Annotated in this window: 29 protein-coding genes and 1 tRNA gene; 10 read left to right on the forward strand and 20 right to left on the reverse strand. The window is 66.0% G+C overall.

The window, feature by feature from the left end; translation table 11 throughout:
- Positions 1-45: 45 nt before the first annotated feature.
- From fabF to aspS, 4 genes are all read right to left on the reverse strand, one after another.
- Positions 46-1308 carry a beta-ketoacyl-ACP synthase II gene (fabF, locus tag GV044_RS00005; RefSeq protein WP_159863734.1) on the reverse strand — a complete coding sequence of 421 codons (1263 nt, stop codon included), beginning with the start codon at positions 1306-1308 and terminating at the stop codon, positions 46-48.
- Positions 1309-1499: 191 nt separating this feature from the next.
- On the reverse strand, positions 1500-1736 hold the full coding sequence (locus GV044_RS00010; protein WP_039282540.1) for an acyl carrier protein: 237 nt from the start codon (positions 1734-1736) through the stop codon (positions 1500-1502).
- 155 nt (positions 1737-1891) lie between these two features.
- The gene (locus GV044_RS00015) at positions 1892-2455 is read right to left on the reverse strand and encodes a DUF1993 family protein (protein ID WP_159863736.1); all 564 of its coding nucleotides are present in this window, start codon (positions 2453-2455) and stop codon (positions 1892-1894) included.
- A 19-nt stretch (positions 2456-2474) separates the two neighbouring features.
- Positions 2475-4301: an aspartate--tRNA ligase gene (aspS, locus tag GV044_RS00020; RefSeq protein ID WP_159863738.1), complete on the reverse strand. Its 1827-nt coding sequence runs from the start codon at positions 4299-4301 to the stop codon at positions 2475-2477.
- A gap of 174 nt (positions 4302-4475) precedes the next feature.
- On the opposite strand from aspS, the gene GV044_RS00025 reads away from it, so the two are divergent.
- The 3 genes from GV044_RS00025 (at position 4476) to GV044_RS00035 (ending at position 6970) form a co-directional block, all read left to right on the forward strand.
- On the forward strand, positions 4476-4715 hold the full coding sequence (locus tag GV044_RS00025; protein ID WP_159863740.1) for a hypothetical protein: 240 nt from the start codon (positions 4476-4478) through the stop codon (positions 4713-4715).
- A 94-nt stretch (positions 4716-4809) separates the two neighbouring features.
- Positions 4810-6000 carry a ribonuclease D gene (gene rnd, locus GV044_RS00030; protein WP_159863742.1) on the forward strand — a complete coding sequence of 397 codons (1191 nt, stop codon included), beginning with the start codon at positions 4810-4812 and terminating at the stop codon, positions 5998-6000.
- Between the two features lie 73 nt (positions 6001-6073).
- A complete protein-coding gene (locus tag GV044_RS00035; RefSeq protein ID WP_159863744.1) occupies positions 6074-6970 on the forward strand; it encodes a hydrogen peroxide-inducible genes activator in 897 nt (298 codons plus the stop codon).
- Here the strand turns inward: GV044_RS00035 and GV044_RS00040 are convergent.
- Positions 6967-7128: a DUF2256 domain-containing protein gene (locus GV044_RS00040; protein ID WP_159863746.1), complete on the reverse strand. Its 162-nt coding sequence runs from the start codon at positions 7126-7128 to the stop codon at positions 6967-6969. The genes GV044_RS00035 and GV044_RS00040 overlap by 4 nt on opposite strands.
- Before the next feature lie 51 nt (positions 7129-7179).
- Positions 7180-7773 carry a CDP-diacylglycerol--glycerol-3-phosphate 3-phosphatidyltransferase gene (gene pgsA / locus GV044_RS00045; protein ID WP_159863748.1) on the reverse strand — a complete coding sequence of 198 codons (594 nt, stop codon included), beginning with the start codon at positions 7771-7773 and terminating at the stop codon, positions 7180-7182.
- A gap of 138 nt (positions 7774-7911) precedes the next feature.
- Between pgsA and GV044_RS00050 the strand changes: the two genes are divergently transcribed.
- Positions 7912-9216 carry an MFS transporter gene (locus tag GV044_RS00050; protein WP_159863750.1) on the forward strand — a complete coding sequence of 435 codons (1305 nt, stop codon included), beginning with the start codon at positions 7912-7914 and terminating at the stop codon, positions 9214-9216.
- Between the two features lie 15 nt (positions 9217-9231).
- On the opposite strand, the gene GV044_RS00055 is transcribed toward GV044_RS00050, so the two are convergent.
- The 3 genes from GV044_RS00055 to GV044_RS00065 all read right to left on the reverse strand — a co-directional run bounded on the left by GV044_RS00055 (position 9232) and on the right by GV044_RS00065 (position 10345).
- A complete protein-coding gene (locus GV044_RS00055) occupies positions 9232-9450 on the reverse strand; it encodes a hypothetical protein (protein ID WP_159863752.1) in 219 nt (72 codons plus the stop codon).
- 193 nt (positions 9451-9643) lie between these two features.
- Positions 9644-9823 carry a CsbD family protein gene (locus tag GV044_RS00060; protein ID WP_159863754.1) on the reverse strand — a complete coding sequence of 60 codons (180 nt, stop codon included), beginning with the start codon at positions 9821-9823 and terminating at the stop codon, positions 9644-9646.
- A 96-nt stretch (positions 9824-9919) separates the two neighbouring features.
- Positions 9920-10345: an EVE domain-containing protein gene (locus GV044_RS00065; RefSeq protein ID WP_159863757.1), complete on the reverse strand. Its 426-nt coding sequence runs from the start codon at positions 10343-10345 to the stop codon at positions 9920-9922.
- Positions 10346-10423: 78 nt separating this feature from the next.
- Between GV044_RS00065 and GV044_RS00070 the strand changes: the two genes are divergently transcribed.
- The 5 genes from GV044_RS00070 to GV044_RS00090 all read left to right on the forward strand — a co-directional run bounded on the left by GV044_RS00070 (position 10424) and on the right by GV044_RS00090 (position 15169).
- Positions 10424-11359, forward strand: a complete 936-nt coding sequence (locus GV044_RS00070; protein ID WP_159863759.1) for an isopenicillin N synthase family oxygenase — start codon at positions 10424-10426, stop codon at positions 11357-11359.
- 191 nt (positions 11360-11550) lie between these two features.
- Positions 11551-12384 carry a diaminopimelate epimerase gene (dapF, locus tag GV044_RS00075; RefSeq protein WP_159863761.1) on the forward strand — a complete coding sequence of 278 codons (834 nt, stop codon included), beginning with the start codon at positions 11551-11553 and terminating at the stop codon, positions 12382-12384.
- Positions 12385-12394: 10 nt separating this feature from the next.
- A complete protein-coding gene (locus GV044_RS00080) occupies positions 12395-13570 on the forward strand; it encodes a MiaB/RimO family radical SAM methylthiotransferase (RefSeq protein ID WP_159863763.1) in 1176 nt (391 codons plus the stop codon).
- Positions 13567-14517 carry a signal recognition particle-docking protein FtsY gene (gene ftsY, locus GV044_RS00085; protein WP_159863765.1) on the forward strand — a complete coding sequence of 317 codons (951 nt, stop codon included), beginning with the start codon at positions 13567-13569 and terminating at the stop codon, positions 14515-14517. The genes GV044_RS00080 and ftsY overlap by 4 nt, the downstream gene beginning before the upstream one ends.
- A gap of 1 nt (position 14518) precedes the next feature.
- Positions 14519-15169, forward strand: a complete 651-nt coding sequence (locus tag GV044_RS00090) for an inner membrane-spanning protein YciB (protein ID WP_159863767.1) — start codon at positions 14519-14521, stop codon at positions 15167-15169.
- Positions 15170-15204: 35 nt separating this feature from the next.
- Here GV044_RS00090 and GV044_RS00095 read toward each other — a convergent pair whose 3' ends face one another.
- The 11 genes from GV044_RS00095 to GV044_RS00140 all read right to left on the reverse strand — a co-directional run bounded on the left by GV044_RS00095 (position 15205) and on the right by GV044_RS00140 (position 24577).
- Positions 15205-16158, reverse strand: a complete 954-nt coding sequence (locus GV044_RS00095; protein ID WP_159863769.1) for a TIGR03557 family F420-dependent LLM class oxidoreductase — start codon at positions 16156-16158, stop codon at positions 15205-15207.
- A 103-nt stretch (positions 16159-16261) separates the two neighbouring features.
- Complete coding sequence (locus GV044_RS00100; RefSeq protein ID WP_159863771.1) at positions 16262-18256, reverse strand: potassium transporter Kup; 1995 nt, start codon at positions 18254-18256, stop codon at positions 16262-16264.
- An 89-nt stretch (positions 18257-18345) separates the two neighbouring features.
- Entirely contained in the window at positions 18346-18990 is a 645-nt protein-coding gene (locus GV044_RS00105; RefSeq protein WP_159863773.1) for a tetratricopeptide repeat protein, read from the reverse strand.
- The gene (locus GV044_RS00110; protein ID WP_159863775.1) at positions 18987-19376 is read right to left on the reverse strand and encodes a cytochrome c-type biogenesis protein; all 390 of its coding nucleotides are present in this window, start codon (positions 19374-19376) and stop codon (positions 18987-18989) included. Before GV044_RS00110 ends, GV044_RS00105 begins: the two co-directional genes overlap by 4 nt.
- Positions 19377-19501: 125 nt before the next feature.
- Complete coding sequence (locus GV044_RS00115) at positions 19502-20047, reverse strand: DsbE family thiol:disulfide interchange protein (RefSeq protein WP_159863777.1); 546 nt, start codon at positions 20045-20047, stop codon at positions 19502-19504.
- Positions 20044-21990 carry a heme lyase CcmF/NrfE family subunit gene (locus GV044_RS00120; protein ID WP_159863780.1) on the reverse strand — a complete coding sequence of 649 codons (1947 nt, stop codon included), beginning with the start codon at positions 21988-21990 and terminating at the stop codon, positions 20044-20046. The genes GV044_RS00115 and GV044_RS00120 overlap by 4 nt, the downstream gene beginning before the upstream one ends.
- Positions 21987-22442, reverse strand: coding sequence for a cytochrome c maturation protein CcmE (gene ccmE, locus GV044_RS00125; protein WP_159863782.1), 456 nt, complete (start codon positions 22440-22442; stop codon positions 21987-21989). Before ccmE ends, GV044_RS00120 begins: the two co-directional genes overlap by 4 nt.
- Entirely contained in the window at positions 22442-22582 is a 141-nt protein-coding gene (locus GV044_RS21760; protein WP_184244319.1) for a hypothetical protein, read from the reverse strand. The genes ccmE and GV044_RS21760 overlap by 1 nt, the downstream gene beginning before the upstream one ends.
- Position 22583: 1 nt before the next feature.
- Entirely contained in the window at positions 22584-23324 is a 741-nt protein-coding gene (ccmC, locus tag GV044_RS00130; protein WP_159863784.1) for a heme ABC transporter permease CcmC, read from the reverse strand.
- A 65-nt stretch (positions 23325-23389) separates the two neighbouring features.
- Entirely contained in the window at positions 23390-24454 is a 1065-nt protein-coding gene (locus tag GV044_RS00135; protein WP_159863786.1) for a Glu/Leu/Phe/Val dehydrogenase, read from the reverse strand.
- Between the two features lie 46 nt (positions 24455-24500).
- Positions 24501-24577 (reverse strand) — tRNA-His (locus tag GV044_RS00140).
- Positions 24578-24833: 256 nt separating this feature from the next.
- Here GV044_RS00140 and GV044_RS00145 point away from each other — a divergent pair.
- Positions 24834-25463, forward strand: coding sequence for a 2OG-Fe(II) oxygenase (locus tag GV044_RS00145; RefSeq protein WP_159863788.1), 630 nt, complete (start codon positions 24834-24836; stop codon positions 25461-25463).
- The last annotated feature ends 22 nt before the right edge of the window (positions 25464-25485 follow it).

Consider the following 25485-nt stretch of genomic DNA (forward strand, 5'->3'; position numbering starts at 1 on the left):
CCTCCCCGAATCGGGGAGGACAAGGGATCCCTCGCGCCCAAAGCCTCAGTCCGCCTTGCGCATGATCAGGCTGGCGTTGGTGCCGCCAAAGCCGAAGCTGTTGTTCAGCACCGCGCGCACTTCGCGCTTCTTGGCGGTGTGCGGCACCAGGTCGACGCCCAGGCAGCTCTCGCTCGGATTGTCGAGGTTGAGCGTCGGCGGCACGATCTGGTCGCGCAGAGCCAGGATGCAGAAGATCGATTCGACTGCGCCCGCGCCGCCAAGCAAGTGGCCGATCGCCGACTTGGTCGAGCTCATCGACACCTTGCCGATGGCATCGCCGAACAGGCGGCGCACTGCGCCCAGTTCCAGCTCATCGCCCAGCGGCGTCGAGGTGCCGTGGGCGTTGATGTAGTCGATGTCGTCCGGCGTCAGGCCCGCCTTCTTCAGCGCCATCGCCATCGACCGGTACGCGCCCGAGCCTTCGGGATGCGGCGCGGTGACGTGATAGGCGTCGCCCGAAAGGCCATAGCCGATCACTTCGGCGTAGATCTTCGCGCCGCGTGCCTTGGCGTGCTCGTACTCCTCCAGCACGACGACGCCCGCGCCTTCACCCATGACGAAGCCGTCGCGGGCCTGGTCGTAGGGGCGGCTGGCCTTCTCGGGCTCGTCGTTGAAGTTGGTCGACAGCGCACGCGCCTGCGCGAAACCGGCGATGCCGATCGGGCAGACGGTGCCCTCGGCGCCGCCCGCCAGCATGATGTCGGCGTCGCCGTCCTTGATCATGCGCGCGGCGTCGCCGATCGAGTGCGCGCCGGTCGAGCAAGCGGTGACCACAGCGTGGTTCGGGCCCATCAAGCCGTACTTGATCGAGACCTGACCCGAGATCAGGTTGATCAGGCGCCCATGCACGAAGTGCGGGCTGACCCGCGCCGGGCCCTTGTTGGCGAGCACCAGCGATTCGCTCTCGATGCCCGGGAGCCCACCGATGCCCGATCCGATCGAGCAGCCGGCCATGAGGCGCGTCGCTTCATCCATGTCGGTGAGGCCCGCGTCCTCGATCGCCTGCCCTGCGGCATCGATGCCGTAGATGATGAAGGGATCGACCTGGCGCTGCACCTTGTGATCGACACGCTTGTTCGGGTCGAAGCCATACTCGTGGTCGGCCGGCTTCACCTCGCAGGCGATGCGGCACTTCTGGTCGGACGCATCGAACTTCGTGATCGGTCCGGCGCCGGACTTGCCGGCCAGGATGTTGGCCCACACGGTTTCCACATCTGCCCCGAGCGGGGTGACGAGACCAAGGCCGGTTACGACGACGCGACGCATGCAACTCTCCGGTATAACGATAGGCCGGTATCACGATAGGGCCGGTAAAAACGGATTTGGCCGTGGAAACTTCTCTGGCCCGTATAACGCAACAGGCTCAACCCCCGTGGGAGCCGAGCCTGCCGGTATCAGTATTCCCCCTCTGCCGTCACGACAGTTGCCTGCAAAGGCCGGAGGTCAGACGCGGGCGATCAGCCCTTGTTCTCTTCGATGTACTTGATCGCGTCGGACACCGTGCTGATCTTCTCAGCCGCATCGTCCGGGATCTCGACGCCGAATTCCTCTTCGAAGGCCATGACCAGCTCGACGATGTCGAGGCTGTCCGCACCCAGATCGTCGATGAAGCTGGCGTCCTCGGTAACCTTGTCAGCCTCGACGCCCAGGTGTTCGACGACGATCTTCTTAACCCGATCGGCGGTATCGCTCATGTATTGACCCCTTAAGAAGCGGAGGTTGGATATCTGCCAGCCGCCCTAATGGGCGTGCGGCGTGCTGGCAAGCCTTGCGGCAATGTTCGGTTCATGTGGCGGGTCGGTGCGAGTGGCGCAAGCCCTTCCCGGCGGGAGATCGCGATTGCCGGACGTCAAGCCTCGGCCGGCGCCTGGCGCATGAACGGAAGCATGTGCGGGATATAGTCCGCCTTGCCGATGTTGACCCCGGCGTTACGCAGGATCGCGTAGGCAGTCATGACGTGGAAGTAGAACTGGCCGAGCGCCCAGTCGCGCGCATACTGCAGTGCGGTCAGGTCGAAGACCATGCCGATCGGCAGCGCATGCGCGATCGGGCTTTGCGGGTCGACGTCCAGAGCGTCGGGCGCAAGCGCATCCAGCACCGCCATGGTCTGGGCGATGCGGGCTTGCGCATCTGCGATCGACCCGGGCTGCGCATCCGCGTTGCGGCCCTCGCCCAGCAGCTCGGCGACCGCCGGTGGGTAGTCCAGGCCACGAAGCCGATGCACGGCCTCCAGCGCCTGCACGCAAGCGAAGCGTACCTGCGTAGACAGCGGGAACATATCCGGCGCAAGCCGAGCGCCGGGCAGTGCCTTGGCCTCCTCGACCGACAGCTGAGCATCCGCCTTGTCGAGCCAGCCGGACAATGCACCCAGCATCTGGGTGAAAGTCGGCACGAGCAGGTTCGTGATAGACATCGTCAGATCCTTGCAGTGACTATCCAGCGTCCGGCGCGACGAGCTTGTTGGTGGCGACAGCTGCTGCCTTCACCGGCTCCACCACCCGCATGTGCAGCTCGCGCAGCTGCTTGGGCTCGGCGGGCGTGGGCGCACCCATCAGGAGGTCCTCGGCGCGCTGGTTCATCGGGAACAAGCTGATCTCGCGCAGGTTCTGCACGCCGCACAGCAGCATGACGATGCGATCGATGCCCGCGGCCATGCCACCGTGAGGCGGCGCGCCGTACTGGAAAGCACGGTAGAGGCCGCCGAAGCGCTCCTCTACATCCGCCTTCGACAGACCGACCAGCTCGAATGCCTTGACCATCAACTCCGGACTCTGGTTGCGGATCGAGCCCGAGGCGATCTCGTAGCCGTTGCACACGAGATCGTACTGGAACGCCTTGATGCTCAGCGGATCGCTGCCCTCCAGCGCTTCCATCCCGCCCTGCGGCATGGAAAACGGGTTGTGAGCAAAATCGACCTTCTTGTTGTCCTCGTCCCATTCGTAGAACGGGAAATCGACGATCCAGGCGAGCTCGAAACGATCCTTGTCGATCAGGCCCAGGCTGTCGGCGACGCGGGTGCGGGCGAGGCCGGCGAGCTTGGCCGCCTGCTCTTCCTTGCCAGCGGCGAAGAAGAGTCCGTCGTCGGGCCCGAGACCCAGCGCATCATAGAGCGCCGCCATCTTTTCCGGACCATGGTTCTTGGCGATCGGGCCGCCGAACTCGCCGCCCTTGCGGGTGACGTAGCCCAGGCCGGCGTGGCCCTCGGCACGGGCCCAATCGTTCATCTCGTCGAAGAACTTGCGGCTCTTCTCGGCGGTGCCCGGCGCCGGGATCGCGCGGACCACGCCGCCCGATCCGACGATCTTCTCGAACAGACCGAAGCCGGACTGGGTGAACTCGGAACTGACGTCGCGGATGATCAGCGGATTACGCAGATCGGGCTTGTCGCTGCCGTAGTCCAGCATTGCCTGTGCGTGCGGGATGCGGCGGAACTGACCCGTGGGCGTGACCGACTTGCCTTCTGCAAACGCCTCGAACACCTGGCCGATCACCGGCTCCATTGTCTCCCAGACTTCCTCCTGGGTGACGAAGCTCATCTCCAGGTCGAGCTGGTAGAACTCGCCCGGCAGGCGGTCGGCGCGCGGGTCCTCGTCGCGGAAGCAGGGCGCGATCTGGAAATAGCGGTCGAAACCGGCGACCATCAGCAGTTGCTTGTACTGCTGCGGTGCCTGCGGCAGCGCGTAGAACTTGCCGGGATGGATGCGGCTGGGCACCAGGAAGTCGCGCGCGCCCTCGGGGCTCGACGCCGTGAGGATTGGCGTCGAATATTCCGTGAAACCAGCGTCTTCCATGCGGTTGCGCATGTCGCGGATGATCTTGGTGCGCGTGACGATGTTGGCGTGCAGCGTCTCGCGGCGCAGGTCGAGGAAGCGGTACTTGAGGCGGATGTCCTCCGGGTACTCCTGCTCGCCGGCAACCGGCATCGGAAGTTCCTCGGCGCGGCTGAGCACGGTCACCGCGCGGGCGAAGACCTCGATCTCACCAGTGGCGAGGTTGGGGTTCACCGTGGCGGCAGCGCGGGCTTTCACCTCGCCTTCGATGGTGACGACGCTTTCCACGCGCACAGCTTCGAGGATCGGCAGCGCAGGGCTGTCGCTGTCGGCGACCACCTGAGTGATGCCGTAATGGTCACGAAGATCCACGAAGAGCACGCCGCCATGATCGCGCTTGCGGTGAACCCAGCCCGAGAGGCGGACCGTCTCGCCGGTCGCGGCAGCACTCAGCGCGCCGCAGGTGTGGGAACGATAGGGATGGGTCATGGCTCTTCTTATTTGATCAGATTGAATAAGCAGCGCCCCTAGTCGAGGCGAACTACGATTTCCAGCGGCCACGTCGTGCCGGCGCATCCTGCGGCGGTCGGTAACCTCGGCGTAACCATTGGCCGGCTATTCGGCCTGATCCCGAAAAGGGTCGCAAACACAAGAAGGTACGCCATGAAGCCGCTCGACGCCGGGGATTTCGTCCCCGCTCTCGACCTTGCTGAAACATTCGCTGCGGAGATCGAGTCCGGCGAATATGTGATCGACAGCTTCGGCCAGCTGCAGTTCGCTCCGGCCGCCCGCGCGCCGAGCGGCGCGGAACTGCGCCGGCGTCTGATCACGCCCGAAGCCATCGCCGCGATCACTGCGGAAGAACCGAAGAAGACGCTGCTGCAGCGGCTGTTGCGGCGATAAGCCGCAAGACAAGGCTCCTCAACAACATCTTCACCGTCGATGGGCGAAGAAGCGCCGTTGATTGCGCGCAGTGTTGAGCGTAACCGCTTCGGCCATGCAAATTCACCCGTTGATTACGAAAAGCGAAGATCTGGCCGCCTTGTGCGAACGCCTGGCGCAAGCGGAGTTCGTTGCAGTTGATACCGAGTTCATGCGTGAGAACACGTATTGGCCGGAACTCTGCCTGGTCCAGATCGCAGATACCAAGGAAGCCGCGGCGATCGATCCGCTGGCGCAGGGCCTTGATCTGCAGCCCTTGTGGGACCTGCTGACCAACAACGAGGACGTGCTCAAGGTCTTCCACGCCGGCGGCCAGGACGTGGAGATCATCTACAACTTCACGAACCGCACGCCCCACCCGATCTTCGACACCCAGATCGCGCAGATGGCGATCAGCCAGTCCGAGCAGATCGGCTATTCGAACCTGGTCGAATCGTGGCTGGGCCTGACGATCGACAAGGGCGCGCGCTTTACCGACTGGTCGCGTCGTCCGCTGACCGAGCGGCAGATTGAATATGCCATCGGTGACGTCACGCACCTCGCCAAAATCTTCCCTAGGATGCTCAAGCGGCTGATCAAGACCGATCGCGGCGAGTGGCTGGACCAGGAAATGGAAAAGCTGGCCGATCCGGAGAATTACCGGAACGATCCCTCTGTGGCTTGGAAGCGGATCAAGGCCGCCGGGCGCAACGCCGGGGTGCTCGGCCGCCTCAAGGCCATCGCCGCCTGGCGCGAGCAGGAGGCGCGCAGCAAGAACATCCCGCGCGGCCGCATCGCGCGCGACGAGACGCTGGCGGACCTCGCCAGCCACCCGCCCAAGGCTCAGGCGGACCTGGCGAAAGTGCGCGGGCTGTCGGCGGGCTGGAAGGACAACGAGATCGGCAAGCGGCTGATGCAGGCGCTCGCAACCTCCGAGCCGCTGCCCGACGAGGAATTGCCACCCCGCACGCCGCGCGGCGCACCGCTCGGCAAGGAAGGCTCGCTGGTGGCGGACCTGCTGAAGCTGCTGCTAAAGATCCGCGCGCGCGAGATCGACGTCGCCTCTCGCCTGCTGGCTCGCAGCGAAGAGCTGGAGCTGCTGGCCGCGGGCGTGCGCAAGAACCTGGCGATGCTGGAAGGCTGGCGCTTCAAGACGTTCGGCAAGGATGCGCTCGATCTGGTCGAGGGCAAGCTGGCGTTTGCAGTGGTCGATGGTCGGCTCAAGATGACCCACGTCGACGACACGGTGGAGCCGGCGCCGGAGTAACTGTCCTCCCCGGTACGGGGAGAACAAAGTGGCCACTTGGCGCACCGCTTCGCACGGTGCATAGCCTGCGCCCGTGACCGTCTACCAGCCCACGCTCAAGCAGCTCCAGTATCTCGTCTCGCTCCACGAGCACGGCCACTTTGGCCGCGCCGCCGACGCGAGCTTTGTCTCGCAATCGACGCTCTCGGCCGGCCTGCGCGATCTCGAGGCGCTGCTGGGCGTCACCCTGGTAGAGCGCACCAAGCGCGCGGTGCGCTTCACTCCGCTTGGCAATGCCGTGGTCGAGAAGGCCCACCGCATCCTGCGCGAGACCGAGGAACTATCCGACCTCATCCAGTCGAGCGGCAAGCCGCTTGCCGGAGAGCTGCGGATGAGCGTGATTCCCACCATCGCTCCGTTCCTGCTCCCTCGCATGCTCCCCCGCCTGCGCCGCGAGCGCCCCAACCTCAAGTTGTTCCTGCGCGAGGAACCGAGCGCCGCTGCGATCGAGTCGCTCCACCACGGCCGCGCCGATTGCGTCCTGCTCGCTCTCCCCTACGCGACCGGCGAAGTGGAGAAGGAGACGATCGAACTCGACGCGTTCTTCGTCGCCTTCCCAAAGGACGACCCGCGCAACATCCCCGCCGAGATCGAGCCCGAGCTGATCGACGAGCATCGCCTGCTGATGCTGGAGGACGGTCACTGCCTCAAGGACCACGCGCTCGCGGCCTGCAACCGGCCCGAGCTGCGCGCCTCGGCGACGATGATCGGCACCTCGCTGCACACGCTGGTGCAGATGGTCGACAACGGCCTGGGCCTGACGATGCTACCCGAGATGGCGCTCGACGCCGGCATCCTCAACGGCACCAACGTCGTCGCCAAGCCCCTCCACTCGCCCAACGCCAACCGCGAGATCGCACTGGTCTGGCGCCGCAATTCACCTCGCTCCGACGAATTCCGGCTGCTCGCGGACGAGTTGCGCGCGGGTTAGCTATTCCCGCTAGGACCCTTCGTGGCACCCTGCCGGCGGCAGCGATCCGAGCAGAACTTCACGTTATCCCAGTCCCGCTCCCACTTCTTGCGCCATGCGAACGGGCGCGCGCACGCGACGCAGACCTTCGTGGGCAAATTGAGCTTCTTGTGCGCCATGCCTGCTCAACGCGCGAATGGAACGATCGGGCTAGCAGCCTGCCCGCACCCTTAATCCATGTGCTTGAGGCCGACTCGCAGATAGTCCCAGCCGGTCACCAGCGTCAGCGCCGCCGCGGCCCATAGCGTGGTCAGCCCGACGGTATGCGGCACGTTGACGATCAGCGCGCCCAGATCGACGTTCCACCACGGCATCGCATGGCCCAGGATCAGCGCGCCCAGCGAGACGAGCTGGAAAGTGGTCTTCCACTTGGCGAGGCGGCTGACCGGCACCGAAACCTGCAGCCCGCCCAGGAACTCGCGCAGGCCGGATACGGCGATCTCGCGCACCAGGATGATGAGGCCGGCGATGACATGCATGTCGCCGACGTACGGCCCGGTCAAGATACCCTGCGCCGTCAGCACCAGGATGACCGCCGCAACCATGATCTTGTCGGCGATGGGATCGAGGAACACGCCCAGCCGCGACACCGCGCCACTCGACCGGGCGAGGTAACCGTCGAAATAGTCGGTGATCCCCATCAGGCAGTAGAGCGCGAATGCCATGCCATAGCCGGCTTCCCACTTGGGCCACCACAGCAGGAACGCGAGCAGCGGCACCGCGAAGATGCGTGAGAGCGTGAGCAGATTCGGCAGGGTCAGCATGTGTCATAGCCCTTAGAGGCTGCGCCTCGTTCGTGGAAGCGGCGCTCTAAAATAGTCATGTCGCCGCAACCGGGGGTTGCCCGCAGGCCCGATAGCACTAAGTGTCCCGCAGCATTGGCAAGGCGCATCGCAGGACGCATGACGACATCGACCCAGCTTATCCGGGCGCGCCGCTTCCTGCCGCTCTTCGTCACGCAGTTGCTGGGCGCCTTCAACGACAACCTGTTCAAGAACGCTATGGTGTTCTTCGTGGTCTACTCGGTCTACAATTCCGAGACGGCGGAGATGTGGTTCAGCGCCGTCGCCTCGGGCGTGTTCGTAACGCCGTTCTTCCTGCTCTCGGCGCTCGCCGGCCAACTCGCCGACATGCGCGACAAGGCCCGCATCATCCGCATCGTCAAGGCGTGCGAGATCGGCATCATGACCGTCGGCGGTGCGGGGCTACTGCTTGCCTGGCAGGGCGTTGCGATCGGAACGCTGTCGATCCCGCTGATGCTGCTCGCACTGTTCGCCATGGGCGTGCACTCGACCTTCTTCGGCCCGATCAAGTACGCGATCTTGCCCCAGCACCTGAACCAGAACGAAGTGCTGGCCGGCACCGGCTTGGTCGAGGCGGGCACCTACATGGCCGTGCTCGCGGGCACGATCGTCGCCGGGTGGATCGGCGTGCATTGGGCCGCGCTGGGTGTGATCGTGGTGGCGCTGATCGGCTTCTTCACTGCGCGTTTCGTGCCACCCGCACCGGCCCAAGGCAAAGTCGAACCGATCGACTTCAACATCCTGCGCTCCTCTTTCAAGCTCATCTCCCACACCGTGCACGACCGGCGGGTGTTCCTGGCGATCGTGGCGATCAGCATTTTCTGGGCCATCTGCACGATCCTGTTCGTGCAGTTCACCCCGCTCGCCAAGAACGTCCTGAGCGCCAGCAAGGAAGTGGCAAGCCTCTTCCTGGTCATCTTCTCGGTAGGCGTCGCGATCGGCTCGGTATCGATCAACGCGCTGCTGAAAGGGACCGTCTCGGCGCGCTACTCACCTATATCGGTAATCGCCATGGGCGGATTTCTGGTCGCCTTCGAAGCCATCTGCAGCGATTGGCAGGCGAGCACGACGATGATGGACGTGCCCACCTTTATCGCCCACCCGCTGGCGCCCATGCTGCTGCTGGCGCTGCTGGGTATCGCAGTGTCTGGCGGCATGTTCGTCGTGCCCCTCTACGCTTTCCTGACGACCTTCGTGGAAAAATCGCAGACCGCCCGCACGATCGCGGCGAACAACATCGTCAACTCGGGCGCCATGGTCGTGGGTGCGGTGTTCGCCGGGCTGCTCAGCCTTATAGGGCTCGCGGTGGTGAAGCAGTTGCTGGTGGTGGCGGTGTGCTGCCTACTGCCCGCGTGGTTCGGCTACGTCCTGCTGCGCGCCGAACGCGCCGCATTGCCGGCCTGACGCAGGCGCGGAGCTTCAGGCCAGGAACGCGGTAATCACCACGAAGGTCGCGCAATAGGTCGAGACCAGACTGCGCCAATCCTCGTTGAAGACCTGACGGAGCGAGCGCTCCCCTGCCTCTTCCGGCTCATCCGGATAGGGTCGAAAGACATGCGGCGGCAGCGATTGGCGAAAGGGATGACGCGCCTGTTCGGTAGTCAGGACCAAGGCGCGGCGGAGTGAGTTCGGCTTCATGCCACATGCTTAAGAATTCGTTACCGTGCGCGCCAGAGCCTTGAAATTGCTCGGCCCGGAATGGGACGTGGGCCAGTTCGCCTGTGGGTAGCGGGAACCACCTGGGGCAGGCGAAACCATGGCGTTCAGCCCGCACCGGTCACGAAAAAGGCCGCCCGAAGGCGGCCTTTCCATGTGACAATCTCTGCCAGGCTTAGATCGAGTCGCCCAGAGCGCCCTTGACCTTGCCCTTGAGCTGCTGGGCTTCGCCCTTGCGCTCCTGCGCCTTGCCTTCGGCGTTCAGCGCCGGATCGTCCTTGCCGGCGATCGCCTGCTTGACGTTGCCGGCTGCTTCATTCGCGAGGCCCTTGGCCTTGTCGGTCAGTTCACCCATGGTTTGTCTCCTTGGCTGTGACAGCCCAACCGGCTGCCGTCCCTCAAGAAACGGCCCTGTCCGTGATGGGTTGCGCCTGCGACAAATTAACACAGATCAGGCCGTCGGCACGTGCTTCGCCAGGTCGAGGATGTACGTCCACTCCTCCGGCGTCACCACGGCGACCGACAGACGCGACAGCTTGATCAGCTCCATCTCGGCCAGCGCCGGGTCGGCCTTCATCTCCTTGAGCGTCACCGCGCGCTTCAGCTTCTTGACCGGCTGCACCTTCACCGCCGCCCATTTGCCTTCCGGATCGCTGGGGTCGGTAAGGCCGGCCTGGCTGATCTTCGCGATGCCGACGATCTCCTTGCCGATGTTGGAATGGTAGAAGAACGCTTCGTCCCCTACCTTCATCGCGCGCAGGTTGTTGGCGGCGCGATGGTTGCGCACGCCATCCCAGGTGCCCTCGCCCTCGGCGACCAGATGGTCCCAGCTGTAGGCGTCAGGCTCGGATTTCATCAGCCAATAGCTCTTGGACATGGATCGCGCCTCTTCGACTTGGGGAGTAATTTCGACTACAGCGGCGCCACGTAGACCAAATCAATGCGGATCGCACACATGGACATCGCCGAAATCCCCATCCTCAGCCTGGCCGAAGAACCGCGCGCGTTCGCGTCCGAGATCGGCGCCAGCTTTCGCGGCTTCGGCTTTGCCCTGGTGCGCGACCATGGCATCGACCTGGCGCTGATCGACGAAGCCTGGCGCCTGACCGCCGAGCTGTTCGCGCGCCCGACCGAGGAGAAGATGCGCGGCTTCATACCCGGCACTGGCGGCGCGCGCGGCTATACCCCGTTCCGCACCGAAGTCGCCAAGGGGGCAACTGAGAAGGATCTCAAGGAATTCTGGCACGTCGGCCGCGATTTGCCCGCCGGTCACCCCTTGAGCCAGACCATGGCCCCGAATGTCTGGCCCGAGCATCCCGAAGGCTTCCAAGCCGTTTTCGAGCAGCTCTACGCCGAGTTCGACCGTGCCGGCGCGCGCATCCTCTCGGCCATCGCGCTCGACCTTGGCCTGGACGAGCACTGGTTCGACTCCGCGATCGCGGACGGCAACTCGGTGCTGCGCCTGCTGCACTACCCGCCGGTCGGCTCCGAGTCGGGCGGCGCCATCCGCGCCGGCGCGCATGAGGACATCAACCTCATCACCCTGCTGCTCGGCGCGGAGGAGGCAGGCCTCGAACTGCTCGGCAAGGACGGCCGTTGGCTGTCGATCGCGCCGCCGGCCGGCGCGCTGGTGGTCAACATCGGCGACATGCTGCAGCGCCTGACCAATCACGTGCTGCCCTCCACCACTCACCGGGTGCGCAATCCCTCGGGCGAGCGAGCGGGCTACAGCCGCTATTCGATGCCGTTCTTCCTGCACCCGAGGAGCGACTTCGTGATCCAGACTTTGCCGGAGTGTGTGTCGGCGCAAAACCCCGACCGCTATCCGGAGAGCATCACGGCCGATGGCTACCTGCAGGAGCGGCTGCGCGAGATCGGGCTGAAGGGATAGCAACAGAAGAACAGGCTACAGGCGGTTCCTGTTCTCTCTTCTCGTCGCCCCCGCGGAGGCGGGGGCCCCGCTTTTTGCGACAGGCGTCACGAGGGGAAGAGCAAGCGGGGATGACGAAGTAGGTTGTTGTCGCATGGTGCAAATGCGCCTCACACTGGACGCAGCCCCGCCTAGAGCTTAGATCGCGCGCCATGCGGATCGCGTTCACCAAGATGCACGGCCTGGGCAACGACTTCGTCGTGCTCGACGCGCGCGAGGCGCCGATCCCGGAGATCGACGCCACCGCCGCGGCGGCCATCGCCGACCGGCACACCGGCATCGGCTGCGACCAGCTCGTCCTGCTCGAACCCTCGACCAGCGCCGACTTCCGCATGCGCATCTTCAATGCGGATGGCAGCGAGGTCGAGGCATGCGGCAACGCTACGCGCGCTGTCGGCCTGCTCCATGGCGCCGCAGCGCGGATCGAGACCTTGGGTGGCGTGATCGCCGCCACCCCGGTGCAGAGCGGCATCTCGGTGGAAATGGGCGAGCCGAGCTTCGGCTGGGACGAGATCCCGCTCGCCTACGCGATGGACACGCATGCCATGCCGGTCGCCTGGGAAGACCTCGCCGACCCGATCGCCGTCAACGTCGGCAATCCGCACGCGATCTTCTTCGTGCCAGACACCAACGCGATCGACCTCGCCCGCCTCGGTCCCGAGATCGAGCGCGACCCGCTATTCCCCGAGCGCATCAACGTCAACGTCGCGACCGTCACCTCGCGCCAGGCCATTCGCCTGCGCGTGTGGGAGCGCGGCGCTGGCCTCACCCGCGCCTGCGGCACCGGCGCCTGCGCCACTGCGATTGGCGCGATGCGGCGTGGCCTGGTGGACCGTAGGGTCATCGTGAAGCTGCCCGGCGGCGCGCTTACGATCGAGTGGCGCGAGGATGGCGAGATCGTCATGACCGGCCCTGCCGCCGAGAGCTTCCGCGGCGATTTCGATGCGGCCGCCTACGGCCTGTTCGAGTTCGGCACCGCCGGATGAGGGTTCGCAGGTGACTGTCGAAGTCCACTCGCTCGGCTGCCGGCTCAATCTTGCCGAAAGCGAACAGCTGCGCGGGCTTCTCTCCGCCGCCGAAGACCTGGTCGTGGTGAACTCCTGCGCGGTCACGGCCGAAGCGGTGCGCCAGACGCGGCAGGCGATCCGGCGTGCCCGCCGCGCGCGACCCGACGCCCGACTTCTGGTCACAGGCTGCGCGGCCGAGGTCGAACGAGCCTCGCTCTCGCAGATGCCCGAGGTCGACGGCCTGATCGCCAACGCTGCCAAGCTCGACCCACGCGCCTGGAACCTGCCCGCGCCGGCGCACCTGCCACGCCCGGCCGGCTACACGCGCGGCTTCGTGCAGGTCCAGAACGGCTGCGACCACGCCTGCACCTTCTGCGTCATACCCCAGGGCCGTGGCGCCAGCCGCTCGCGGCCGATCGCCGCGGTGCTGGAAGACGTCGAAATGCACCTCGACGCCGGCGTGCAGGAGATCGTGCTCACCGGCGTCGACCTCACCTCCTGGGGCGCCGACCTCGCGCAGGCTCCGCGGCTCGGAGCACTGTGCGAGGCCATTCTGGCGCGGTTCGGCGCCCTCCCCCGCCTGCGCGTGTCATCGGTCGACGGAGCCGAGATCGACGAGGCACTGTTCGAGCTGCTTGCGGGCGAAGCGCGGATGATGCCGCACCTGCACCTCTCGCTGCAGTCGGGCGACGACATGATCCTGAAGCGCATGAAGCGCCGCCACTCGCGTGCCGATGCGATCGGACTGGTGGACCGCCTGCGCGCCCGCCGCACTGACCTGGCGATCGGGGCCGACCTCATCGCCGGCTTCCCGACCGAAACCAACGAGATGCACGCGCAGAGCCTCTCGATCATCGGAGCGCTCGGCGTGGTCCACGGCCACGTCTTCGCCTACTCGCCCAGGCCCGGGACACCGGCGGCGCGCATGCCGCAGGTGCCGGCGCCGATCGCCCGGACCCGCGCTGCGCAGCTTCGCGCTGCGGTTGCCGAGCAGCGCACCGGCTGGCTCGCCGGCCTGGTCGGCACCGCGCTTTCGGTACTTGGCGAGCGCGGCGGAACCGGCCATTCGGCGCAATTCGCGCCCGTCCGCCTGCCATCCGGCACGGTCGCGGGTGACCTGATCAGCTTGACCCCCAGCCGGGTCGTCGAAGGAATGCTCGAATGAGTACGCAACTGCCGCCCGAAAGCGAGAGCGGCGAAGGCTGGTCCGATCGCCTCTTCGGCGGCTTCCGCAAGACTTCCGAACGCCTGACCGGCAATCTCTCCGGCATCGTCGGCAAGACCCGGCTCGACGACACCCAGCTTGATCACCTCGAAGACGCGTTGATCATGTCCGACCTCGGGCCCCGAGCCGCCGCCCGCATTCGCGCGCGGCTGGCCGACGAGCGCTTCGAGCGCGATGCCGACGAACGCGCGATCATGGAAGTGGTCGCGCGCGAGATTGCCGAGATCCTGCGCCCTGTCGCCAAGCCGCTCGACGTGGTGGCGTTTCCGCGCCCGCAGGTGATCCTGGTCATCGGTGTCAACGGCTCGGGCAAGACCACTACGATCGCCAAGCTGGCGCACTTGTTCCAAGAGCAGGACTATTCGGTCATGCTGGCGGCGGGCGACACCTTCCGTGCCGCGGCGATCGGCCAGCTGCGCGTGTGGGCCGACCGGGTCGGGGTGCCGATCGTCACCGGCCCCGAAGGCGGCGACCCCGCCAGCGTCGTCTTCGATGCGGTCAAGGCAGCCACCGAAACGGGCATCGATGCGCTGATAGTAGACACCGCCGGTCGCCTTCAGAACAAGCGCGAGCTGATGGACGAGCTGGCGAAGATCCGCCGCGTGCTCGGCCGCCTCAACCCGGAGGCGCCACACGACGTCGTGCTCGTGCTCGACGCCACCAACGGGCAGAATGCCTTGTCGCAGATCGAAATCTTTAAGGAAGTCGCTGGCGTATCCGGCCTGATCATGACCAAGCTCGACGGCACTGCCCGAGGCGGCGTCCTCGTCGCCGCGGCCGAGCAATACAAGCTGCCGATCCACGCGATCGGCGTGGGTGAGCGGATCGACGATCTTCGCCCGTTCAACCCCGACCTGCTCGCGCGCGTCATCGCGGGGATCGCCTGACATGGCCGAGCAGACTGCTGAAAGGCCGCGGAGCTCCTGGGTCAACCTGATCGTCGACTTCGGCCCGCTGCTCGTCTTCTTCCTGACCTACCGTCACTTCTCCCCGACCGACGACGAGAACAGTGTCGGCGTGGTGCTCGCGGTCACCAAAGGCACGGTCGCTTTCATGATAGCGACCGTGCTGGCCCTCATCGTCTCCAAGTGGCGGCTGGGGCACATCTCGCCAATGGTCTGGCTCTCCTCTGCCCTCATCTTCGGCTTCGGCGGCCTGACCGTGTTCTTCCAGGACAAGTTCTGGATCCAGATCAAGCCGACCGCAGTCTACCTGATCTTCGCGGGCGTGCTGTTCGGCGGCCTGCTGAGGGGCAAAGCCATGTTGCGCTATCTGCTCCAATCCGCCTTTGAGGGGCTGGACGACGCAGGCTGGCTGAAGCTCTCGCGCAACTGGGCAGTGTTCTTCGTGTTCCTCGCCGTCCTGAACGAGGTGCTGCGCCAGGTGCTGACGTTCGGGGGTTGGCTGCAAGCCAAGCTGTGGCTGTTCACCGGGCTGTCGTTCCTGTTCACCTTCTCGCAGATTCCGATGGTGCTGCGGCACGGCATGGGTGAGGAGAAGACCGAGGAATTGGTCGAGAATACACCGGTGGATCAGTAACGAAGGACAGCGTCGACCCGGGACGACGTGGGCCTTCACCGAAGCTTGGGCAGCAGCTCCTTCTCCGCGAAGGCGATGAAGCCCGCCTGATCGTCGCCCGGGCAAGTCAGCACGACGTGGGTAAATCCCGCGTCGACGTACTTTGCGATCGCTTCCAGATGCACCGCCGGATCGGGTCCTGCGGGGATGGTGTCCTTCAAGTCCTCGGGCCGGACGAACTGCGTCGCGGCCTCGAATCCATCCACATCGCGCAATTCCGAGTTCACCGCCCAGCCCAGCGCGCCGAAGCGGAAGCGCTCGTGAGCAATCTTGCGCCCCTCTTCCTCGCTCGGTGCCCAGGCGAGCGTCACCTCGCCATAGACCGGGCCAGAGCCGCCTGCGTCCTTATAGCCCTGCACCAGCTCAGGCTTGGCTTCGGTCGCCATGATGCCATCCGCCTTCTCCGCCGCGAGCTCGATCGACTTGGGGCCGCTCACACCCAACGTGACCGTGATCGGCTGCTCGGGCGCGTCGTAAAGCTGCGCGTGGTCAACGTCGAAGAACTGGCCTTCGTAGCTGTGCACCTTGCCGTCCCAGAGCAGGCGGAAGATGTCGATGGCCTCGCCCAGCATCTCGTGGCGGATTGGAGTCGAGGGCCACAGCGCGCCGGTGACGTGCTCGTTCAGCCGCTCACCCGCACCGATCGCCAGACTGAAGCGGTTGTCGCTCATGATCGCGATCGTGGCCGCGGCCTGGGCGATGATAGCCGGATGGTAGCGGATGATCGGGCAGGTCAGTCCGGTGGTGATGCCGATCTTGTCGGTGGCATGGGCGATGGCGCCCAGGACCGACCATGCGAACGGCGCGTGGCCTTGCGCTTCGAGCCAAGGGTGGAAGTGGTCCGAGATCGACACGAAGTCGAACCCGGCCTGCTCGGACGCGACCGCATTGGCGATCAGCGCCTTGGGGCCGTGTTCCTCGGTCATCAACTTGTACCCGATCTGTGGCATTGCGCGCTCCTCGCAAGGTTTTGCTGGAGCAATGCGCGGCAGCCGGGATGGTTCTGAGATGATGCGGCGAGGCGAGCAGTTCCTCTGCGGAACGGGGAGGAAGCTAGATTTCCAGCTGGCTGCCCAGTTCGACCACGCGGTTCGTCGGCAGGCGGAAGAACTCCATCGCACTCGCCGCGTTGCGCATCATCCACGCAAACAGCTTTTCGCGCCAGATCGCCATTCCCGGCTTGGCCGATGGCAGCAGCGTCTGGCGTGAGAGGAAGAAGCTCGTCTTCATCATCTCGAACCGGCCGCCGCAGATTTCGGTATGAGCGAGCGCGGCGGGGATGTCGGTTTCTTCCATGAAGCCATATCGCAAGGTCAGCCGGTAAAAGCCCTCACCCAAGGCCTGTACCGAGAACCGCTCGGTCGGCTCGACCCAGGGCACGTCCTGCACTTCGACCGTCAGCACCACCACCCGCTCGTGCAGCACCTTGTTGTGCTTGATGTTGTGCAGCAGCGCGGAGGGGACGCCGACGTTGGTTGAGGCCATGAAGATCGCGGTGCCCGGCACCCGCGCGGCGCTGCCATGCGCGCTCTTGGCGAAGACGTTGAGCGGCAGCGCCGCCTCGGTCATGCGCTGGCGCATCAGCATGCGGCCCTTGTTCCAGGTCGTCAGCAGGGTGAAGGCGATGAAGCCGATCAGCAACGGGAACCAGCCGCCATCGGTGATCTTGGCGGCGTTCGCGGCGAAGTAGGTCCCGTCGACGATGAAGAACAGCAGCGCCACCGGGATCGTTGCCCACAGCGGCCAGCGCCACAGCACCACGAACAGCACGGTCATCAAGCACGTGTCGATCAGCATCGCACCGGTCACCGCGATACCGTACGCCGAAGCGAGGTTTGACGAGTTCTGGAAGATCAACACCAGCACGATCACGCCCCACATCAAGGCGAAATTGACGAAGGGGATGTAGATCTGCCCGACCTCGTGCTCGCTGGTGTGGCGGGTCGAGAGGCGCGGGATGAAGCCCAGCTGCATCGCCTGATGCGTGATCGAGAACGCGCCAGAGATCACCGCCTGGCTGGCGATGAAGGTGGCGCAAGTCGCCAGGATCACCAGCGGCAGGCGCAGCGTCTCAGGGGCCAGGTTGAAGAACGGATTGCGCATGGCCTCGGCCGCGCCGGCATCGTCGAGGCCCAGGATCATCGCCGCCTGCCCGAAGTAGTTGAGCAGCAGGCAAGGCATGACGAAGCCGAACCATGAGATGCGCATCGGCCCCCGGCCGAAGTGGCCCATGTCGGAGTAGAGTGCTTCCGAGCCGGTCACCGCCAGCACCACGGAGCCGAGCGCCAGGAACGCCAGCAGCTTGTCGGTGAGGAAGAATTGCACCGCATACCACGGGTTCAGCGCCAGGAGCACGTGCGGCAGCTGCACCAGGTGGTAGACGCCCAGCACCGCCAGCACGAGGAAGTAGACGATCATGACCGGCGCGAACAGCGCGCCGACCTTGGCGGTGCCGCTTTTCTGGATCAGGAACAGCGCAATCAGCAGCACCAGCGCGATCGGCAAGACCAGCGGCGTCAGTCGCGCTTCCACCACCGTCAGGCCCTCGACAGCGGAAAGCACCGAGACGGCAGGCGTGATCATGCTGTCGCCATAGAACAGCGCGGTTGCGAACACGCCCAGCAGGACCACAAGCCCGGAGGCACGGGTGTTGCGCAGCTTGCCCGAGATCAGCGCGACGAGAGCGAGGCTGCCGCCCTGCCCCTTGTTGTCGGCGCGCATCAGGATGCCGACGTATTGGACCGAGACGACCAGCGTCATCGACCAGAAGATCAGGCTGACGACGCCCAGGATATGCAGCTCGTCGATGGCGAGCGGATGGGGTCCGACGAAAGTTTCCCGGAAGGCGTAGATTGGGCTGGTACCGATATCACCGAAGACCACACCGATCGCGCCGATCGCCAGCTTGCCCAGGCTGCCGCCGTGGCCGTGGGAGCCCTGAACCAGCGCCTCACCCGTACCTGGAAGCGGATCCACGATGCTGGTGCCAGCTTGCGCCCCTTCCGGGCGCGAACCAGCTCCGGCGGAACCCCGCGATGCATCATCCATGCCTGCGCCCCGTCATCACGTCTGAGCACCGTCTCGCATCTGCGGCATGCGCGGCCGTTAGCAGCATGGCATAAGGCCCGCAACGCGTCTCAACGCCGCGCCCCACCGCTTTGTTGCGCTGCCATCAACATGTCGAGGCGACGCAGCTTGTCCTGCAGGTCGTCATGCCAAGGCGCGTCAGCAGGAGTGTCCTTGAGCAAGCGGCTCCAAAGTTCACGCGCCTCGGCAAAGCGACCCGATTGCGCCAGCGCGAGGCCCAGGAAGTACGGCGGACCAGGGTGACCTGGAGCGGCCTTGGCGGCGCGCCGATAGGCCGTCAGCGAGGCCGGGGTGAGTTGGCCATCGGCATGCGCCACCAGCGCGTTGCCCATCGCCAGCCAGGCCTCGCCATTCTTCGGATCCTCGTCCGTGGCGGCCCGCAGCATCTCGGCGGCATCGGCGAACTGCCCGTTGCGCGCGAGTGCGTCGGCGACAACGACCCAGCGATCCGTTGGCGGAATGCCGCTGTTGGTGACGCGCGCGCGCGCCTTGACCAGGGCGGCCGGATCGCCGGTCACGCGTTCGCGCGCAGCCTTGGGGGCCGCCGGCACGGGGCTCGCCTGGAGCGCATAGCCCGCCACGCCCAGCAACAGCGCGGCGCCGATCGCCTCCCACCCCCGGCGCGGTGCGCGCAACACAAACGCGGCCATCAAGAACGCAGCCAGCGCCAGCACAAGGGCGATGATCCAGGTCATGGACGCTCGCTCCGCCGGAAGCGGTGTCGCAGCAGGAAAGCGGCGAGCGCGACCAGCACCAGTGGCAATGCGAACAGAGGCCAGGTCAGACTTGTCACGCGCGGCGCATAGCTGACGTAGTCGCCATAGCGCTCGATCAGCCACGCGCGGATCGCCTCGGGTTCTTCGCCGGCGGCAATCCGCTCACGCACCAGCGAGCGCATCGAGCCCGCGATCGGCGCGTCGGAGTCGGCGATGGACTGACCCTGGCATTGCAGGCAACGCAACGTCTGCATCAGCGCCTGAGCCTGCGCTTCCTTGGCCGTGTCGTCCAGTTGCCGGTAGGCGTAGGGGGCAGTCGACTCCAACTCCTGAGCGGCGACCGGACAGGTGGCTAGCGCGAGCATCAGATAGATCAGGAACCAAGCGCCCCGCCCCGTTCGTGTCGAGCGAAGTCGAGACGCGTACGCGTTAGGCCAGCGTGTCTCGACTGCGCTCGACACGAACGGACATGGCAATGGTGAGCGCGGCGTCACTGCGCTGCCTTCAGCTTGTCGAGCAGCATGGCGACATGCTCGGGCCGGATCTCGCCGATGTGCTGGTAGCGGATGCGGCCGCGGCCATCGATCACGTAGGTCTCAGGCACCCCGGAAGAACCGAGCGACAATTGCACGCTGCCGGAATCATCCGCGCCGATGCGAGTGAACGGATTGCCCTGCTCGGCCAGGAAAGCCTGGATCGCCTCGGGTCGGTCGCGGACCGAGATCCCGTCGATAGTCGCCCCGGCGCGCTTCAGTTCGGCAAGCTGCGGCGCCTCGACCCGGCAGGGAACGCACCAACTGGCAAAGATGTTGAGCAGCCTTGGCTTGCCGTCGCTGAACTCGGCGCTGCGCAGCCCGGGAGTGCCGGGCAGCGATCCGGGCAAGCTGAAGGCGGGCAACGGTCGGTCGATCAACGTGCTGGCAACGTTCCGATCTGCAGGTCGCAGCAGCCCGATCGCCACGAGCGCCACGAACGCCACGAACAATGCGAGCGGCAACCAGATCGTCCAGCTGCGAGGCCGTGATGACGCGCTCATCGCCCCTGCCTTTCGCGGCGGTAGGCGATCTTCCCGCGCGCGACGATGCGCCGCAAGTCACTCAGGACATGCCCGATCACCGCGAGCACGCCGCCAAGCGCGATCAGCACGCCGCCAAACCAGATCAGCGTGACGAACGGCTTCCACCATAGCCGCACCTGCCAGCGCTCACCCGAGGCTTCCTCGCCCAGGACGGCATAGAGCTGCCCGTTCCAACGGGTGAGCAATGCCGATTCGCTGGTCTGCTGTGGCGGCGTCCAGAAGCTGCGCGCTTGCGGACGCAGGACCTGCTCGGCACCGCCACGATAGCGGACCTCGAGCTTGCCTTCGAGCGCTGTCCAGTTGGGGCCGGCGACCGGCTCGACGTCGGCCAGGCGCACGCTCCAAGGACCGACGCTGGTGCTCTCGCCCGCTCGCACGGCCACCAGCCGCTCGACCGACCAGGCGCTCTCGCTCGCCATGCCGAGCAGGGCGACGGCGACACCGAAGTGCGCCAGCACCATGCCCCAGATCGGCAGCGGCGTGCGGCGCAAGTTGCGGTCGCGCAAGGGCAGGACACTCGCGACGGCGAGCCCGAGACCAAGCACGAGCCCAAGGAACGGCAGCAGCCCGATGCCGCCGAATACCAGCGCCGCAACCGCAGCAAAGCCGGTCACCATGGCCGGGATCAGCAGCCGCTTGCCGAACCGCGCGAGACTGTCCCGCCGCCAGCGCAGCAGCGGTCCCACTGCGAGCACCACCAGCATCGGCACGAAGAACAGCGCGCTCATCGGGTTGAAGTACGGCGGCCCGACCGAGACCTTCGCGCCCATCGCCTCGGCTACGAGGGGGTAGAGCGTGCCGAACAGAACGATGCCCAGAATGGCCGAGAGCAGGACATTGTTGATGACCAGCGCGCCCTCGCGGCTGACCACGGCGAAACGCTCGCCCTCGGTCACGGTGCTCGCCCTCAGTCCGAACAGCGTCAGCGCGCCGCCGATGTTGATCGCCAGCAATGCGAGGATGAACGATCCGCGCGTGGGATCGACGGCGAAGGCGTGCACGCTCGTCAGGATGCCCGAGCGGACCAGGAACGTGCCGACCATCGACATCGAGAACGCCACGACCCCCAGCATCACCGTCCAGGCGCGCAGGGCATTGCGCGCCGCCAGGACGCCGGCGGAATGCAGCAGCGCCGTCGCCGCGAGCCAGGGCATGAGCGAGGCGTTCTCGACCGGGTCCCAGAACCACCAGCCGCCCCAGCCCAGCTCGTAGTAGGCCCAGTATGAGCCCGCCGTGATGCCCAGCGTCAGGAAGATCCAGGCTGCCAGAACCCACGGCCGCATCGCCCGGGCAAACGCCGGCCCCACTTCTCGCGTCACCAGCGCGCCGATCGCGAAGCTGAAGGCGATCGAGAGGCCGACATAGCCGAGGTACAAAGTGGGCGGATGGAATGCGAGGCCAAGGTCCTGCAGCAGGGGGTTGAGGCCGTTGCCTTCCGCCGGCGCAGGATCGAGCCGCTCGAACGGATTGGAGGCGATCAGCAGGAATGCGTAGAAGCCGAGGCTGACGAAAGCCTGCCCGGCCAAGGTCGCGAGCATCGTCGGCTCGGGCAAGCGCCGCTCGACCAGCGCGACGAACCCGCCAGCTAGACCCATGACGGTCACCCACAAGAGCATCGAGCCCTCGTGATTGCCCCAGGCTCCCGCGATCTTGAACACCAGCGGCTTCATCGAATGCGAATTCAGCGCCACCAGCTTTACCGACAAGTCAGTCACCGCGAACACGCGGATCAGCGCCACGAAGGCGACCAGCGCCAGCAGCCCCTGCACCACCGCGACCGGACGCACCACTCCGCCCAGCGCACTGCCCCGCGTCGTAAGCGCCAGCGCGCCGGCCACGAGTTGCAGCATAGCCAGCGCGGCGGCGAGCCAGAGTGCGGCAAGGCCGAGTTCAGCGGTCATTGCGTCTCGGCCACTACCTTCTTGGCCTGATCCTTGGTCATCTGCTGCATCTCACGCGGCACGTAGTTCTCGTCGTGCTTGGCCAGCAGGTTGTCGGCATCGAACACGCCATCGGGTCGCATGCGCCCTTCCGCTACCACGCCCGAGCCCTCGACGAACAGCGACGGCACGATCCCGGCGAACTCGACGGGCACGCGTGCCTTGCCGTCGCCGACGACGAAGTGGATGGTGACGCCATCTGGCGCGGTCTTGAGCGAGCCCTTCTCCACCATGCCGCCCAGGCGCACCGTGCGCGTGGCGACCGGGGGCACCGCGACGATGTCACTGGGCACGTAGAAATAGCTTGCCTGGCTCTTGAGCGCCCAAGCGGCGAGAATGCCGGCCGACAGCACGACGACCAGCGCGACGACGAGCAGCACGAGCCGCTGGTGCTTGGCTTTAACCATAGCCATCAGCGCTTGCGGCTCTCGTCCCGCCGCTTTTCGGCGCGGCGCATCGACAGCCACGACCACGCGATCATGCCCAATGTCCCGAGCACGCCAACCGCGTAGGCGGCAAGGACGAAGTCCCATTGATCCAGCGCCTCGCGCATGTCACGCAAACGCCTCGAAGGGGTCGGATACCATCGCTTTGCGCCGCAGCCGCGCCTCGGCTTGCGCGTCCGCCAGTATCGCGCGCATGCGTGCAAGGACCACGCCCGCGAAGATCAGGCTGAAGCCGATCGCTGCGGCCAGGAGCGGCCACAGGAACGCAGCGTCTATCGCCGACTTGCCCATGGTGATGCTGGGTGGCTGGTGCAGCGAATTCCACCACACGACCGAGCGGTTGATGATGGGCACGTTGATGGCGCCCACGATCCCGAAGATCGCGGCGACCCGCCCATTGCCGCCGTCACGCCGCGCGACGTCCGACAGCGCAATGTAGCCGAAGTACAGGAACAGCAGCACCAGCATGGAGGTCAGGCGTCCGTCCCACACCCACCAGGTGCCCCAGGTCGGCCGCCCCCAGATCGATCCTGTGATCAGGCAAATCGCGGTGAAGACAGCGCCGGGAACAGCAGCCGCACGCGCGGCGATGGCGGCAAGCGGATGGCGCCACACCAGTTCGGTCACACTGGCCCCGGCGATGGTCATCCAACCGGCCATGCCGAGCCAGGCGGCGGGCACATGCAGGAACAGGATCCGCACCGTATCGCCCATCAGCCGATCGGCCGGCGCGCGCAGCAGACCGTAAGCCAGGGCAGCCGTCGTCACCGCCAGCCCAAGCCCCAGGCAGAGCGGCGTCAACCAGCGCGCGAGTCGCAGGAAACGGGCCGGATTGGCGAAGCCATGCATGACAGCCGCGCTTCTACTCGCAGCCAGCGGGGTCGCAAGGAGAACTTGCGGGCCAACGCTCGCGGTCAGCGACCGATCAGACGCTGCGCCATCGCATCCGCCACCACGTCCGGCGTGCGGCCGCTGCTCGCAGCCTCGTCCCAGATCGCGTGCAGCCGCGCGGGGATAGCCTCAACCGCCTCATGCACCTGCGCGACGTCGCACGCGTGCCCGTCTCGACGCGCGAGATACTCCAGCGTGACCGCGATGATGCCGCCGCCGTTGATGACGTAATCGGGCGTGTAAAGGATGCCACGCTCCGCCAGCTTGGCGCCGTGCTCGGCCCGGGCGAGCTGGTTGTTCGCCCCTCCCGCCACGATCGGTGCCTGCAGCCGGGCAATGCCCTCATCATCCAGGATGGCGCCGAGCGCATTGGGGCTGAAGACGTCGCATGCCACGTCCATGATCGCGTCCGCTGCGACCGTCTCGGCGCCAAGCTCAGCTGCCAGAGCAGCAGAGCGCGTGGCCTCGACATCGGCCAGCGTCAGCTTGGCGCCGGCTTGCGCCAGCAGGCGCGCCGCGCCGCCACCGACACTGCCGGTGCCCTGGACGGCGACGTGCACGCCCTCGACCGAGTCGCGACCCAGCTTCTGGAGAACGGCCGCCTTGATTCCGAGGTAGACGCCCTTGGCCGTGAACGGACCGGGATCGCCGCCGGCCGCGGTGCTGTCGGCTGCCGGCAAGCCGGTCACGAACGGCGTACGGCTCGAGATCGCCACCATGTCCGCCTCGCCCATGCCGACATCCTCGGCCGTGATGTAGCGGCCGCCGAGCGACTGGATCGCATCGCCGAAGGCTGCGAGCAATTCGGGTGACTTGCGACGATCGGGTCCTGCCAGGATCACTGCCTTGCCTCCGCCCATCGGCAGTCCGGCCATGGCGTTCTTGTAGCTCATGCCGCGCGAGAGCCGCAGCGCATCGCGAAGCGCGTCTTCCGGCTGGGCATAGTGCCAGAACCGCGTGCCGCCGGCGCCAGGGCCGAGATGCGTCGAATGCAGAGCGATGATCGCGGTCAAGCCGCTGGTGGCGTCATGGAAAAAGTGCACGCCTTCGTGCGCATCGAAGTCGGCTTGCGTCCAAAATGCCGTCACGGCTCATCCCCAATCTGCGGACCATGCGCTGAGATCTTGGGGAAAATGGGGCGACCGATGGGGTTCGAACCCACGACCTCCGGTACCACAAACCGGCGCTCTAACCAACTGAGCTACGATCGCCACAACCCCGGCGCGCATGCCGGAGCCGGCGCCTTAGGGTAACGCAAACGGCCGCTGCAAGCAGCGATCGATGCGGGAGCGCGCCTTCGCACAAGGTACACGATCTTGCAAAGCAAAAGTTGAGCATGCCGCAGCCTTGCGCAACATTATTACGTGCCGCTCAGAGCCACTCCGCGAATCACTGGGCGCGCTTGACGCTAGCAGCCCCGTGACGGCCCGGATTGCACAACGGCTGCGCACGGTTATGTCTCGGGCCATGATGGCCCCGGGCGAATCATCTGCCGAACTGCTGCTGCGACACGGCATGCAGCGCGTGCCCTCTCAGCGTCTCGAATTGTTCATCAAGCGCGGGTTCCTGTCCATCGACGAGTGCGCGACGCTGATCGAGCTCATCGAAGCCGAGCGCCGCCCTTCGACGATTGCCAACCACAACGGCGACGAGCTGTTCCGCACCAGCGAGACGTGCGACCTGCACCACGATCATCCAGCCGTGGCCGCCTTGGATCGCAAGCTGGCGGAGATCTCCGGCATAGACGCGGTCTACGGAGAGCGCCTGCAAGGCCAGCGCTACGAGGAGGGCCAGGAGTTCAAGGCCCACACCGACTACTTCGAGCCCGAGCACCCGGACTACCAGACCTACTGCGCCGTCTCAGGGCAGCGGACCTGGACTTTCATGATCTACCTCAACACCGTCGATGCCGGCGGCGCGACCCGGTTCAAGGTGATCGACAAGATCATCCAGCCCGAGCGCGGCAAGCTGCTCGCCTGGAACAACCGCCGTCCCGATGGCAGCCTCAACGCCGCGACCCTCCACCATGCCATGAAGGTGCGAAAGGGGCGCAAGTACGTGGTCACCCGCTGGTATCGCGAGCGGCCCTGGGGCTGAGGGTTCGCCGGAGGTCTGCCGG

It is taken from the genome of Novosphingobium sp. 9U, from assembly GCF_902506425.1.
GTDB lineage: Bacteria > Pseudomonadota > Alphaproteobacteria > Sphingomonadales > Sphingomonadaceae > Novosphingobium.